Source organism: Thermoproteus sp. CP80, assembly GCF_002077075.2.
In the GTDB taxonomy this organism is placed as follows: domain Archaea; phylum Thermoproteota; class Thermoprotei; order Thermoproteales; family Thermoproteaceae; genus Thermoproteus.
Window position 1 is genome coordinate 1 of sequence record NZ_LCWM02000035.1, and the last position, 14,549, is coordinate 14,549.

Consider the following 14,549-nt stretch of genomic DNA (forward strand, 5'->3'; position numbering starts at 1 on the left):
TTCACGATGCTTGAGGAGGAGAGCCCGAGCATTAGGGCTTTGTTTAAGGGTGTTGAGAGGTTTATTGAGTGGCCCTTCATACCGGCAATGGCGGAGTTAACCAGGGAGGAGTACAGTGTGCTGAAGCTGGTTGGTGAGGGTGTTGAGAAGGCTAAGTATATACATAAGGAATACAACTCAAGGTTCTGCAAAAGCAGGTATAAGGAATGCATATCAATGCCGACGGTGGAAAGGATCCTGGTTAAGTTAAGGAGGAAGAACCTAGTCAAGTTTGAGGCATCAGGTAAGGCGTACAGGTACTACTTAACGCCTGTAAGTGTAATGCTAGTGGGCAAACCAATGGAGCAGCCACAAAATAGTAAGAACAACCTGGACCTAAGCGGTTAGTAAACAACGAGAAGGATCTTATTCTCAACTCCTTGGATTATTTCATCGGAGGCCGGATATTATTATGGAATTGAATTGCTCTTTAGAGGTTTTCAATTCCCTCAATGTTAAGTCATTAGAGGGATTACATACCATAAATGAATAACCAGAGAAACCCTCCAATGAAAACAAAAAACACCATAAAGAAAAACTTAAAAAGAGGTAAATAAAGCAACGATACGGAAACTCCCTAAAGGGAGTAGAAGGGCCTAAGGATTCATCATGGGGGGTGGTGAACGTGGAGATTAAAGGAAACTCCCTAAAGGGAGTAGAAGGACCCCAGGCCGGTGGGGCTCAGGGCAGTGCGGCAATTGAAACCGAAACTCCCTAAAGGGAGTAGAAGGTAATCCTCATTGTTGGCGAGGAACCTGCCTGTAATGGCTATGCGAAACTCCCTAAAGGGAGTAGAAGGGTTCCCCTGCACAACACCCACGAAAACAATGCAGATACAGGAGAAACTCCCTAAAGGGAGTAGAAGGTGGCCAGGCCTTCTACGTCAACACATCCTACACCCCAATGAAACTCCCTAAAGGGAGTAGAAGGCGCATAAACTCCTCATTCCTTATTCAACACGGCTACGCAGTACCCGAAACTCCCTAAAGGGAGTAGAAGGTAAAATGTTTACTAGTCAGTATGATGCCTATAGAACCACTATAAGAACGTGGAAACTCCCTAAAGGGAGTAGAAGGTATTTCAGATGTTGCAGTATCCTCATCGTAATTGTACGGGAAACTCCCTAAAGGGAGTAGAAGGAAACATAAGTGGAAATGACGGAATACTTAAAAACCCCAGGGGCACCCTGAAACTCCCTAAAGGGAGTAGAAGGCATGAATAGCCTGCTTCCCATGCACTTAGCATGTTGGTTTGAAACTCCCTAAAGGGAGTAGAAGGGGTTGCTGAATTGGCTTGATATTGTCGTTGCAATGCTACTGAAACTCCCTAAAGGGAGTAGAAGGTTCAGCATCCCAAACATCACGGTTGTAGCCCCAGAGGCCCAGAGTAATGAAACTCCCTAAAGGGAGTAGAAGGACTTAACTTACTCATTGCTGGTTACCTGGCCTGTCATCAGGTGAAACTCCCTAAAGGGAGTGGATAAATCATGGGATGAGTAGATGATCGATCTTTTAGTCTGGGCAGTTTTTACTGTAGTAGCATGCTTTGCATTTGGCTTTGTTTGTTGTTTTTGGTGGTATTGTTTGCTCTTCTAGGTGTTTCTTTAGCTCTGTGATAAGTCTTGTGGCTTGCGTTCTTAGGTTTGGTGTTACCTTAATTGTGATGATTTTTCCCTGTTCTGGGTTTGTTATTATTACTTCGTCTACAGTAGTGTTCATGGTTTCTTCAACTGCCATAGCATAGGCTATTGCTTGGATTAGTATGTGATTGTACCTTATGTATAATCCTCTTCTACTTACTGCTGTTATCTTGGACTCTACGACAGAGACGTGTTTACCCTTAACCAAGACAGCATCAACCTTGCCAACTATGCCAAGTTTCCTCGACTTAACAGGGACCTCAGTGATTAACTCCCCGTTGAACCCATTACTCCGCAGTATTTCCTTCAACTTCTCGATGTTATTAATACCCTTGGCGTACTTCATGGATTCAGTCGGTGGTTCCCACATGTTTAATGCCTTGAAGTAGGCTTGCCTTGGGCAGTATGCGTACTCCTTAACTAGGGTTACTGATATGTAGTCCATTCAAATCACCAATGGTTCATTGGGCATGTTCAATTGTGCCGTACCTAGCCTTATTGCATTGTTCAGTGTTTGATTATCAATTATGAATATGACCACGGAATCCTCCCTATCCATTAACCTAACCACCGCCCTGGCAACATCCTTCGCCAATGCACCTCCACCCTTAGCTATGTACATGCTCCTCTGTACCCTCACGAAGCCCATGGACTTAAGCCTATTCATCACCTCAAGCCTCCTTTTATCATCCGTTATGTCGTATGACACCACGACGAACATTCAGAACACCCAGGTAAAGCACTTGTAGTCCTTCACTGAACCATCCCTTATGACCGATGCCAGGTACCATGCCTCCTGCTTAATAATCTCCACCAAGGGTACCCTCCTGCGCGTCCTCTGGTTAACATACTCCTTACTTAGGTTGTCCAGTATGAGCCTTGCAATAGCCCTCCTACTATCGTAGTTAAGGAGACCATTAATTAGCCTTAACTTCAAGTCGCCAATACCCACTATTAACGGCTTATCAACAGTAACGGGCCTAAAGGGCTCCACGAAGTCGAAGACCAGTGAAGGCTTACCGCTCTTCATGGTGTGTAACACGCCTAAGTATGGGTCAAGGCCTGCCATGAGTATGTGTCTCTCAGCTGTTGAGTAGAGTATTCCATAGCCGTAGTTAAGGGCTACGTTAACGGGGTCCATTGAGTCAGGGTTCCTGCCATGGAACTCAAGGTCACGTGGCAGTAGGGCGGCTACGGCATCCCAGTACTTATTCGCCGCCTGTGCCTCAATACTCCCTATGATGTCTGTCGTCAAGTCCTGGGTCTTCATACTCATTAGCTGCGTCGCCATTGATGAAAGCATGTATGAGATTTCATTGAGGGAAGCCTCTCCACGGTTCTTGGCAAAGTACCTAATTAACCTAGCCTGGTTCTCAATCTTACACGTAATGATCCTCCTAGCCAACTCAAGCCTCACCTCCCTGTTTAGGAACAGTTCATACTGCCTAACCCTGGTTAAAACAGTCCTATTCATGACGGGTGGGAAGAGCATTGCAATGGGGTAGCCGACGGGGTCCAGGAAAACCACATTAACGCCTCTGGATGCCAGTAGCCTAATAGCCTTCGACGATATTGAAACCTTAGATGAGGCTATTATCACCGTATCAATGCTAGGTGGCGCAACTTTAACATTACCATCCCTACCTACGATTATTATGGAACCTTTCCTCGTTTTAATCCTTGTACCCGGCTCAACCACGTACAGTTCCTCAGCCATGGCAGACACCGTAGAATGGGCATGACCTTGGGCAATTGCCTGCAACACCAGGATCATCACCATGCTCAATAATCCTGGCAACAGTGTCCCTAAGGTCAAGCACAGTCCTCCTCAACGCATCATCAACTTTAATAACCCTCCACACAAACTTAGCACCACCATTAACAGTTATGTGGAGTACAATACCAATGTCAATGGGGTGGCCAACCCAAGCCTCCACAGCCAATGCGTATGCGGCAACGGCAAGATCCTTCCTACCCATGGAGGAGTCGTCGCCACTTGGTGGTGAGCTAACAACCTCAACAGGTATGAAGCCAACGATCAAGTCAGGCCTTATGAAGTCGGAGAACCCAATCAACGCGCCGGGTATCAATGGCTCAACACTAATGGGCACACCCTCCTCACGGGCCTGTAGCGCTAAACCGACGGACTTCATGAAAACCTCGTATAACGCACCCTTATACCTGGCTCCAAGTTCACCATAGTCACCAATCACCTTATTGAAGAGCGAGTCGAGTTCTGAAAGTGACGTAAAGCTTAACCTAAGGGGTGCTAGGAAAACCTCGTGGACAAGCCTACCGAAGGTTAGGGAGTCACTACTACTAATAGATGCCTTAGCAACACGCCTAAGGTAAGCGTCACGCTTCGTAGGACATGGTGAGGTGGCCTCAGAGACGCTGGGCCTGATGCTGTGCCTAGGTGCAACCGCATCCCTAAGCCAACCCCTAACCTCGGCGTACGAGCCATTCTCCATCACTATCCTTATATAATCCCAAACCCACCTGGGTAAAACCATACAAACGGTAACATGGGTATGACTACTTTTATTCTTGAGCTAGATAAGTAAATCAATAGCATGGAGAAGAAACTCAAAAGATTGAAGCAAATAAATGCCGATGGCCGGCGAAGGGTGGGGTGATTTCCCAGGGTTAATAATGTGAAGGGTTAGAAGCTTGCTCTGCTCGATTCAGTCGAATATTAGCTGTATTTCGTTTAGCAGGACCTTTAGCCTCGTGTACTCCTCCTCCAGGCTGTACTTGAGCGCCAGTGCCATGGCCTCGGCTATGTCCCTCCTTATCTTCCTCACGTAGCTGTTGTTGCCGGCTACCCTTATCAGCCCCTTCTTGTACTTCTCCAGGAATTCGTAGGCCTCCTCAACCTTATCCTGAATCTTAACCCTCGCCAACTCGCGGTCGGCGTCGTTAATGCTCCTCGGCGCCTTGTTCACGTTTATGTTAACGTACATGGGTGGTGTGAGGATCTTGGGCTCTGGTTTGGCTAGGTTGAGCCTGCTTATCAGGAATGACGCTATTATGCCCCTAACCAACTCCGAGACGCCATCCAACCCCTCCTGCCTAGCTATGTTGGCTAGGGCTTCCTTAACCAGCCTATGAACCCTTATTGAGATTACAGCCCCATCCTTGTCCGGGGCCGTGAACAATATTTCATAGGTTAAGTTACCCATGACCCCCTGCTCCTCCTTCACGCACACTTAACGTCCTTGCTTTAAATGCCCCTATTAGGTAATTTACTCAATATATACTCTACTACTCCCAATTCCTCCCTTTAGGAAGTATCTAGGAGGAACAAGGAGGGTGTCTTAAATAGCCTAAACAAGGCCTTTAGAGCGGGGGCTTTATCCTTGTTATTTAGGGAGTTTCTGTAGTGATGTAACAGGCAATAGTTTGTCTATTAGAGTGGGGCTTCATTAGCTGGCTTGGGCTCAACGTATATCGCCGGCCTGCCGGGTAGGGCTTGCCTTGCCTTGTTGGTTGGGTCGTTGATTGGCGTTGTTGCGTCCTGCACAACCACCTTGACGCCTAGCCTCCTCTCTATGTACGTCTTGAAGCTCCTCACCACGTTAACCTCCATGTCCCTTGAAAGCTTGAACCTAGGCAACTTGCCGCTGGCCACGTCGTTGGTTAACCTAGCCGCCAATTCACCCCTGCCCCTGTACCTGTTGGCGAGTGTCCTTATGATGTCCCTTATAGCCGCCCCCTTCCCCATCATGTCTATCACGTCGTTGAACATTTCATACACCTGCTCAGGTGGGCCAACGTAGACGTTTACCGTCCCGGCTTGCCCACTGACCCTCATGACCTCCCTAATGTCCTCTATGAGCCTATCAACAACCTTGAAGGCGTTCTCCACATCGTCGTTAATGTACTGCTGCTCAACCCTCGGCCAGGCCTCGGTTGAGACGTAGGTTGTGTTGCCCATGTTGTGCCAAATCTCCTCAGCCATGTGAGGTGTTATGGGTTGCATCAACTTAACCCAAGCCTCCAGGACCTTCCAAAGTGTGTACTTGACCTCATCCCTAGGTAACTCATCCATAATAGTCATGTACGTCTTAACGGCGTCGTACAGGTTGAAGAAGACCATTAGGGCGTACTCCCTAATCCTCATCTCCTCAAGGGCCCTCGCACCCTCGGCAATGGTCCTGTTTAGGATGCTTAAAAGCCACCTGGTGGGTATTGAAAGTGTCCTGGGCTCCACACTGGCCTTACCCATGTCAACTATGACCTGGGCCGTGTTCCAAATATCCATCAACCTACCCAGCACAGTGTCAACCTCCTCATCCCTCCAATCCATCACATTCTCTAAATCAGCCGAGTAGGCCACGTAGAGCCTGACTAGGTCTGGTGAGTACTTGTTAACGGCCTCCTTTAGGTATATTGCGTTGCCCAGGGACTTACTCATCCTCCTCCCGTTTATTATGACGAAGTTGTTAAGCGAGATTGCCCTCGGCCAATGCCTCTCCGGGAATATGGCTGCGTGGTGGGCTATGAAGAAGCTTAGGTGGTTTGTGACCAGGTCTATGCCGCTGTGCCTCTGGTCCACCGGGTACCAGTACTCGAACTCAGCCCTAATACCCTCAACAACGCCCCTATCCACCCCAAGGGCCTTAGCCACCGCCTCGGGGTCCCCTTGGCCTAGGAATACGTAGTCGTAGAAGCCAACTATGGCGTCTAGGGCCTCCTTGTCGCTGGCCTTGGTCTCAATAACCCTCTTAGCCAACTCACCAAGTCTCGATGCAAGCCCTGTTTCGGCCAGCCTGTGGGCTATGGTGTAGAAGGCCATGTATATCGTTGAGTCGCTTAGGGATTCTATGACCCACTCAGGGTCCCAGGGCATCCTCGTGCCGAGCCCCCTCTTCCTGGCGCAGGGCCTCATGCTGAGCCAGTCCAGGGTTGCCTTGAAGTTCTGCCTATAGGACTCCGGTATTATCTTCATTTCACCCAGCGCCTTAATCATGAGGGACTTCCAGGTTGGGTCCCCGAAGTTCAGGAACCATTGATCCTTGATGACGGCCACTATAACCCTTGAACCACCCCTTGTGTATACCCTCCTGGGCTCAACCTCATACATCGTGTCCAGTAGCCCCCTACCCCTCAGGTCCTCTATGACCTTAACCCTAGCCTCATTAACCTTAACCCCGCTATACGGCGTGTTCTCAGCCATAACGCCATTGTAGAACTCCTCCCTGTACACGATGCCTGTCGCCTCGTCGAGTTTCTCCCTATCCCCCTGCCCCTTAACCCCCAGCTTCTCGACAATGTCCTTGGCCGGGTATTTGCCGAAGCCTGGAAGCTTAATTATGCTTATGGGCTCAATACCCTTAACCAACTCCTCAATGCCGTAGCGCCTAAGCGTATCGGCATCACGCTTAAGGTCCACTAGGGCTGCGTAGTCGTATGGGGCGTGGGCTGGGACGCTGTAGACCACCCCAGTAGCCGTGTCCTCATCGACGAAGGTGGCTGGTAGGACTGGGAGTTTGGCCCCAATGGGACTCTCAACAACCTTACCCACCAGTTCACTACCGCTGAACTCCCTAAGCACCTTAACTTCCTTATCCTGGTACTGGAGCTTCCAGGCAGCCACCCTTGAGACAATCCACCTCTCCCCATTGACCAGGGCCTCCACGTAGGTTGAGTTTGGGTTAACCCAGACGTTTGTTGCCCCGTATATGGTTTCCGGTCTTAGGGTAGCGGCGACTAGGTATGAGTCACCCAACCTGAACTTCAACAGGTTGAATTGAATTATGTCTATGCTTAACTCATCCCCACCCCTAATGTCGTGCTCACCCACAGCCTGGTTCTCATCCGGCGCATACAGGACCTGGTGCCTACCCCTAACCAAGTACCCCTTGGACGCCAATTTAACGTACTGCCAAATTATGAAGGAGCTGTAGTGGGGGTCACCGGTCATGAAGATCCTCCTGAAGTCCATGGAGTAGCCCATGGCTTTGAAATCCTCAATGTACCTGTCCTTGAAGAAGTTAACTATGTTCCAGGGGTCCTTGAAGCCGCTTACTATTTCACTAACCTTAACTGGGTCGTTGATGTAGAGCCCAACCTCCCTCCTAAGCCTACTCTCATACTCGGCATCACCCTTACTTAGCCTATCCGCAACAGCCTGTATGGGGGTCCCGGTTATGTGGAATGCTATTGGGAAGAGGACATTGTACCCCATCATCCTCCTGAACCTGGCCACAATGTCACCTATGGTGAACGTCCTCCCATGCCCTATGTGCGGTGGACCCTCGATGTAGGGGTAGGGAACCGTTATGAAGTACTTGGGCCTTGAGTTATCGGGATTTGCGTTAAAGACACCGTTAAGGTACCACTCCCTCTGCCACCTCTCAGCCACCTTAACCAACTCCCTCGCGAACTCATCCCTACTTGAGAAGAAACCGCATCAGCATTGAGCGGGTGTGGCATTATTTAAGCTTTACCAAGAGGAAGTTAACCCGATAACCATTGGCGGCACTTTTTAAATACCTACAGGGGCCTTCGGGCGCATGGCTATTGAGGTTAAGAGGTGCAGCATGGACATAATCAACATTGTTGAGGACCTGGAGAGGAGGATTTTCAGGCCCAGTGAGATCTACACGAGGGGCTTCCTTGAGTGGCTATGCGAGAACTGCTCCCAGTCATCCTACGTGGCTGTTAAGGATGGGGTCTACGTAGGCTACATAATAACGTGCATTGATAGGCCTGGGCAGGGTCACGTGGTCTCCGTGGGTGTGCTACCTGGGTATAGGGGGATGGGGATAGGGACAATGCTCATGTGTTCATCAATATGTAGGCTCAGGGGCATCGTGGAGTCGATAGTACTTGAGGTTAGGGTATCCAATGAGGTTGCCATTAACCTGTATAGTAAGCTCGGCTTCAGGATACACCACAGGATACCTGGCTACTACAGTGATGGGGAGGACGCCTACTTCATGGTTCTCAATAATGGATACTTAAACCAAGCCTACTCAACATGTCAATGTAACCCTTAACCATGCCCACGGCGTTACCCTTAAGGCTGTTTAACTCCGCCTCGGCCTCACTTATTAGCCTCCTGCTTGGTATTGAGGCTAGCTTATCCTCATCAATAACCTTAACGTTGAAGTCCCTGTCAACAACAACATCAACCTCCAGGTCGAGGTAGATTACACCATCCCAAGTGACCTCAATGGGCGTGTTTACGTTTATGTACGCTCCCTTAAAGGACCCGTCACTGGACGTGTATATGTGGGTTAGGTGCCTACTCCCCACCTCAATCACACTGTAGGCAACGTCACCGTACTCCTTAGCCACATTTAACCCATCCAGGACACCGCCGGGCTTCAAATCCCTCCTAATCACCAAGACACCATTACTGTAGTTAACCTTCTCCCCTGGGCCTAGGTTAACGTGCTCCCCATTAGTCTTCACGTGGTGCACGTTAACCATTGTTAGGTTGCCTATGGCGTAGTTGGACAGGGCCCTACTCAACTCATCCCTCATACCCAAAACCCCAAGTAGGTACTCGGTGTAGTCGAGTATCTCAGTGTTCCTCATGGTCACCTTGAGTGCGTGGTGCCCCTTAACAGTGGGCACGATACTGTTCCTAACGTCATCAAGCGCTCCCCTGGCGGCTGCATCGGGTATTATTGAGGTTATGCACTCACCCTCGAAGAGTACATCATAATCCCTGGCCTCAGATATCTTAACCCTAATCGAGTTGAGGAGTTCTATGGCCTCGTCCAGGGCCTTGGCTGCGTCGTCCTCGCTTAGGTATTGGGCTGAGCTCCTCCACCTAACCCCCAACCCACCCAGTTGGTTAATCCTGCTTAACCCAACCCTAACAAGCATCATCTTGGCGTCAGGGTCCTTAATGTGCCTGCTCAACTTAACCGTTGGGCTATCTATGATCCTCAGGTAGCCCGTGGCCGGCATTATGTATGGGCTAGCCCTCAACTGGCCGGTGACGTTAACCATGGTAACCGGTAGCTTATCTCCAGGCCTAAAGTAGTTTGAACCCTCAAGCATAGCCTCAACTCCAGGGGCAACCTCAATCTTACCCTCATCCTTAACGACGCCCATGATTATGCTGTACAGTGGCACTGGGGGTTTAACCATGGCCACGTCGCCGATTCTACTCACTATTGATGAGACCACCCTATCCACGTCACTACACCTGCCTATTATGAATAACCCACCCGGTATATCCTCATCATCCTTAATCGTGACGTCTGGCGGCTCCGTGGAGTGGAGTATGTTGAACCTACTGAGTATGGTATCAGTGGCCTGCACGATCTCATAACCATCCTCAAGCATTATCTTGGTTAGGGCCGTGGCGTAAATCCCCCTAACCCTCACCTTAGCCATCGGTGTTAAACCCGGTGGGGCTATTTAAACACTAATCTGAGCCAACAAACCCAAGGTGATTAATGAAACTGGATGAAGCGCCATGGGCCTGAGGCCTTAATTCAGTTAACATTGAGTAAAAGGTATTTTAACGCCTGTGCAGCATTAAGGGCAGTGTAAATGAGGGTTAACCCTGAACTCTGCATTAGGTGCCGTGGGGAGTATAACCTATGTGGCCTAGCCTACTGCCCAATCCTAGTTAACAATAGGGTTGTTGCGGGTGTTAGGGGTGTTGAGGGTAAGAGCATTGTTGACGGTTCATCACCGCCGAGCGTAATGGTTGGTAGGTTAGGCTACCCTAAGGTTAGGGTTTACCCAGCCACACCGCCAACCCACGGGGACACTGGCTGGCTTGAGAACCCTGGGGTATGGGTTAACATGAGGCTTGAGGATTTCCTGACGGCTAGGCTAACCCTAGTAAGGGGCTCAACGAGCTTCAGGGTTAATGATGCCAGGGATCCGCCGAGGCAGTTGCACGAGATACAAATCCTAGCCATCTCAGGGGGACCCGTGGACTCTGAGTTGAACCTGGCCAAGCCGATCAACGGGCCGGTGACCCTAAGCGAGCAGGAGCCACCCATGGGCCCCTCAGCCCCATTAAGGAACCTCAGACTCTCAACGACACCGCAACCGGCTAGGGTTGTTGAGAAGGCGTACTCGGACACCGACATGAGGGCTAACGACGCCGTCTGGATGCTGTACAGGTCTGGGGTGGATGTCCACGTGGCCTCTAGGCTGCTCAGCGTGGGGGCTGTTGGTAGGGGTAGGTTCAGGAGACTAGTGCCCACTAGGTGGTCGATAACGGCCGTTGATGAGGTGGTTTCTGGTAGGCTAATCGAGGAGGTTAAGGGGTACCCTGAGATCGATGAGTACAGGGTCTACGTTAGGAGGGTTATGGACAACCTATTCATTGGCATACTAGCCCCACACACGTGGCTCTACGAGTGGGGTGAGGCCTGGTGGCCCGGGAGCACGTGGAACGCCTGGGGTGGTGAACCGGTCGTTGAGGTGGATGCGGAGGGCTATAGGGGTAGGGACACGTACCCTGAGATAGGGGGTTGTTACTACGCCGCAAGGCTAGCCGCCGCTGAGGCCCTTCAGAGGATGCGTAGGCAGGCGGCCGTGATCCTGTGGAGGGAGATTTACCCAGGCTTCAACCTACCTGTGGGGGTTTGGTTCGTTAGGGAGAACGTCAGGGCCCTCTTTAAGGGGAGCTACGAGAGGTTCACGAGCCTTGAGGAGGCTTTAAACTATGTGGCTGGGCAGGTTAAGCTACCCATAAGGCAGTGGGCCTCCAGGTCACAGGTCCTGGGGAGGCTTAGGGAGGCTAGGTTACTATGATAGTCAGGGAGGTTAGGGTTAAGAGTGCCCTCAGTAGGTCGGGGCTGCCTGAGTATGACTACGCCCTAAACCCCTACCTAGGCTGCTGGCACGGGTGCATATACTGCTACGCAGTGGACTTCATAAGGGGTGAGCCGGCGGAGAGGTGGGGGGAGGTTGTCTACGTTAAGGTTAACCTAATCGAGGTCTTGAGTAAGGAGGTTAAGAGACTTAGGCCGGGTATCGTCGGGGTATCCACGATAACAGACCCATACCAGCCCGTGGAGTCTAGGTACAGGTTAACGAGGGAAGCCGTTAAGCTACTATGCGCCTCAGGCTTCCACGTTAGTGTGCAGACTAAGTCAGCCCTGGTGATCAGGGACATTGACGTGCTTAGGCAGTGCAGTGATAGGGCAGACGTGGGCTTAACAATAACCACCATGAGGGACACCTACAGATTGATTGAGCCAAACGCCCCAAGCCCAGTGGTTAGGGCAGCCACGGTCAGGAAGCTGGCTGGGGCTGGGGTTAAGACCTGGATCTTCCTCGGCCCAATAATACCTGGCATCAACGACACAAGGCTGGACTATGAGCCAATAGTTAAACTGGCCTCAGAGACCAAAAGCCAATTGATAATAGATAGGTTTAGGCCTAGGGGAGTGGCTGTCAGGTTGATTAGGGGTAGGTTGGGCGTTGACCCAACGCCAAGCATGAAGTGGTGGGGGGAGGTTAGGAGGAGTATTGAGGAATTATGCTCTGAATATGGGGTTGAGTGCATGGCCGAGGAGGATGAGTGGAGGGATAGGAGGGCTAGGGGTAGGTCCATACTTGACTACCTGGGTTAGTGGTAATTGGGAATGGTTTATAAATGGGGTGCCTCGGGATTGGCCACGTGAAGATAAAGTACTACGAGTGGGTTAGGCACGGCATAGGTGAACCTTTGCTTAAGGTGCAGATATTCAAGAAGGTTGAGGATGGTAAGGTGGTTGCCATGTACGACATAGCTTACTACGTTAATAAAATTATAGCAATATACGAGAACTCAACCCTAGACGGGCCCGTGGTGGTTGAGGAGAACGACGACATTAACCTGGCCAGCGTCCTAAAGCTAATTAAAAAGTACTACGACGAGGCCAACGACGATTTGATAATAAGGGGGGAGAGGTACCTTGGGGAGAAGCTGGTTGAGCTAATAGCGCTCGAGGAATCCGAGTAACCCATTAACGTTTAAAAGGCCTCAATGATTAGGGCCTGTGAACGGGATTAGACTGGTCATAATTGACCTGGACATGACGCTTGTGGACACGGCTAGGCGATGCTACGAGGTCCTCATGGACATAACTGGGGTGAACAGCTTTAACTTCGAGGAATTCATGACCCTGTACTACGATGGCAATGGCATTAGGAAGGGGTTGGCTAACATGATTGGGGATAGGGCCTTTGACTACAGCTTCTGGAGGGAATGCTGGCTAAGGTACGTGAAGGGGGGCAGGTACGGCAGTGTCATGCCTAGCGCCGTCGAGGTTTTAAGGAGACTTAGGGGCGAGGGCAGGGTAGTCACAATAGCAACAGGCAGGGAAATCGAGGGCAGATTCCTGGTGAGGGAACTTGAGACGTACGGCATACTTAACCTAGTGGATGGGTACATGACCTTAGGCGACCTAGGCCCCCAGTACGGTAAGGACGAGCTGCTTAGGAGGATGGTTACGAGGTACAACAACGGCAACTTTAAAGGGTCAGTCTACGTAACAGACCACCCAAGGGACATAACCATATGCAGGGAGATAGGCCTACCAAGCATAGGGGTATTAAACAGGTGGAACAGGGGGTTAAGGGCAGATAAGGTGATTAACAACCTAGAGGAATTACCGGAAGCATTAAGGGAATTAGAGGCAAGCATAAACTAAAGGAATCATTGAAACGATACCGGAGTGTTAGGGATAAGGCATGGTGTTAGGTAGCATAATCTTCAGGTTTTTCTACCTAACACCAATATGAATCAACCTCAATAGCTGTTTATTACATGCCTACCTAAGCCATTTAATTACCCAGCATTTAACTAATCCTATAGTGCATTAACTTTAAATAACTCATTAATGCGTTTATCAAGTGTCCCATGAGGTTAATGAAATTATTGGTAGGATGCATGAGGCAGTTGTTGGGTTTGGCGAGTATGGAATACGGTTTAGGGATAGGGAGAGTGAAGTGAAGGCATTCCTCAGCAGGGTGTTGGCGGCTAGTAGGGTTGGCTTCATCTACGGACCCTTTGGGGCTGGGAAGTCCACGTTCCTCAAGACCCTAGCCAGCGCCATGCAGAATACCGGCGGTGTGATATTCGTGTACTACGATTACAATGTGCCTATAGTGCGGGAGTCCATGCCTGAGGTCATGGTTTATGCCCCAGTTGACATTAAAAGGGCGGTAATTGGGGCACTGCAGTCCATTCAGCTTACATCGCCATTTGTCTCAGTTAACCTTGGGGAGGTCCTTAAGGTGATGCTGGGCGTCTTAAGTAGGGAGGGGTTTAGGGATAGGCTTAGGAGTGTTGAGGAGATGGTATTCGTATTTGATGAGTATGATAGGTACCTTAAGAGCAAGGCCAGTGATCCCAACTTCCGTGACCTAGATTACGTGGCGGGCGCGTTTGCCCAGGCCATTGAGCATGCTGATGTGAGGAGGATTATTTTTAAGGAATTGGCTGATAGGCGGCTTTACTTCCTCTTCCCAATCAGTGACCAAACAGCCTTGAGAATCGCCATGAGACTGGGTGGTAAGGGACTCACCACGCCTTACCTCCTATGGAACCTGCCAAGGCAAGCCTTCAGGGAGGTCATTAACGAAGTTGCGGAATTAACCGGGGCCAAGAATGTTGACGTTGACCTACTGTGGAGCCTACTAGGTGGTAACGTGAGGGAACTTGAAGTCCTAGTTGTTGACTATAACTGGGATTATAGGCGTTGGCTTCAGGAAGATGTAATTGAAAGGAGAATAATAAAGACACTTGAGGAGTATGAGAGGGCGGGGAGGTTCGGCAGTATTAGTAAGGTGCTGGAGAGCCTTGTTAATAAGGGTAGAACCGCGGCCAGGGATTACGGCCTAGGCGAGTTCATGGGGCAGCCCGACGCCGTGGAGGGTGATTACGGCCTCCTAGAGA

At 50.2% G+C, this 14,549-nt stretch carries 13 protein-coding genes, 1 pseudogene and 1 CRISPR repeat array; of the genes and pseudogenes, 7 read left to right on the forward strand and 7 right to left on the reverse strand.

Features of this window, described 5'->3' with window-relative positions; all coding sequences use genetic code 11:
- A pseudogene (locus B7L68_RS08705) lies at window positions 1–387 on the forward strand (hypothetical protein); the annotation flags it as partial.
- Window positions 388–608: 221 nt separating this feature from the next.
- A CRISPR array of direct repeats spans window positions 609–1,522; the repeat unit is 25 nt; unit sequence GAAACTCCCTAAAGGGAGTAGAAGG.
- A gap of 28 nt (window positions 1,523–1,550) precedes the next feature.
- On the opposite strand, the gene cas4 reads toward B7L68_RS08705, so the two are convergent.
- The 6 genes from cas4 to leuS all read right to left on the reverse strand — a co-directional run bounded on the left by cas4 (window position 1,551) and on the right by leuS (window position 8,045).
- Complete coding sequence (gene cas4, locus B7L68_RS07235) at window positions 1,551–2,123, reverse strand: CRISPR-associated protein Cas4 (protein WP_081247010.1); 573 nt, start codon at window positions 2,121–2,123, stop codon at window positions 1,551–1,553.
- Window positions 2,124–2,399 carry a CRISPR-associated endonuclease Cas2 gene (gene cas2, locus B7L68_RS07240; RefSeq protein ID WP_081247011.1) on the reverse strand — a complete coding sequence of 92 codons (276 nt, stop codon included), beginning with the start codon at window positions 2,397–2,399 and terminating at the stop codon, window positions 2,124–2,126.
- Entirely contained in the window at window positions 2,400–3,458 is a 1,059-nt protein-coding gene (gene cas1, locus B7L68_RS07245; protein ID WP_238136376.1) for a CRISPR-associated endonuclease Cas1, read from the reverse strand.
- Entirely contained in the window at window positions 3,388–4,191 is an 804-nt protein-coding gene (gene cas4a, locus B7L68_RS07250) for a type I-A CRISPR-associated protein Cas4/Csa1 (RefSeq protein WP_081247013.1), read from the reverse strand. The genes cas1 and cas4a overlap by 71 nt, the downstream gene beginning before the upstream one ends.
- Before the next feature lie 171 nt (window positions 4,192–4,362).
- The gene (locus B7L68_RS07255; protein WP_081247014.1) at window positions 4,363–4,881 is read right to left on the reverse strand and encodes a hypothetical protein; all 519 of its coding nucleotides are present in this window, start codon (window positions 4,879–4,881) and stop codon (window positions 4,363–4,365) included.
- 206 nt (window positions 4,882–5,087) lie between these two features.
- Window positions 5,088–8,045: a leucine--tRNA ligase gene (leuS, locus tag B7L68_RS07260; protein ID WP_081247022.1), complete on the reverse strand. Its 2,958-nt coding sequence runs from the start codon at window positions 8,043–8,045 to the stop codon at window positions 5,088–5,090.
- Between the two features lie 151 nt (window positions 8,046–8,196).
- Here leuS and B7L68_RS07265 point away from each other — a divergent pair, with 151 nt between their 5' ends.
- Window positions 8,197–8,682: a GNAT family N-acetyltransferase gene (locus B7L68_RS07265; protein ID WP_081247015.1), complete on the forward strand. Its 486-nt coding sequence runs from the start codon at window positions 8,197–8,199 to the stop codon at window positions 8,680–8,682.
- Here the strand turns inward: B7L68_RS07265 and B7L68_RS07270 are convergent.
- Window positions 8,630–10,036, reverse strand: coding sequence for a DUF402 domain-containing protein (locus B7L68_RS07270; protein ID WP_081247016.1), 1,407 nt, complete (start codon window positions 10,034–10,036; stop codon window positions 8,630–8,632). The two genes, B7L68_RS07265 and B7L68_RS07270, sit on opposite strands and share 53 nt — an antisense overlap.
- 159 nt (window positions 10,037–10,195) lie before the next feature.
- Between B7L68_RS07270 and B7L68_RS07275 the strand changes: the two genes are divergently transcribed.
- The 5 genes from B7L68_RS07275 to B7L68_RS07295 form a co-directional block, all read left to right on the forward strand.
- Entirely contained in the window at window positions 10,196–11,416 is a 1,221-nt protein-coding gene (locus tag B7L68_RS07275) for an Nre family DNA repair protein (RefSeq protein ID WP_081247017.1), read from the forward strand.
- Complete coding sequence (locus B7L68_RS07280) at window positions 11,413–12,240, forward strand: radical SAM protein (protein ID WP_081247018.1); 828 nt, start codon at window positions 11,413–11,415, stop codon at window positions 12,238–12,240. Before B7L68_RS07275 ends, B7L68_RS07280 begins: the two co-directional genes overlap by 4 nt.
- Before the next feature lie 47 nt (window positions 12,241–12,287).
- Window positions 12,288–12,611: a hypothetical protein gene (locus B7L68_RS07285; protein ID WP_081247019.1), complete on the forward strand. Its 324-nt coding sequence runs from the start codon at window positions 12,288–12,290 to the stop codon at window positions 12,609–12,611.
- Between the two features lie 37 nt (window positions 12,612–12,648).
- Window positions 12,649–13,302: an HAD family hydrolase gene (locus tag B7L68_RS07290; protein ID WP_081247020.1), complete on the forward strand. Its 654-nt coding sequence runs from the start codon at window positions 12,649–12,651 to the stop codon at window positions 13,300–13,302.
- A gap of 202 nt (window positions 13,303–13,504) precedes the next feature.
- Window positions 13,505–14,549, forward strand: a 1,045-nt coding sequence (locus B7L68_RS07295; RefSeq protein WP_081247021.1) for an ATP-binding protein, incomplete at its 3' end; no start/stop codon positions are given.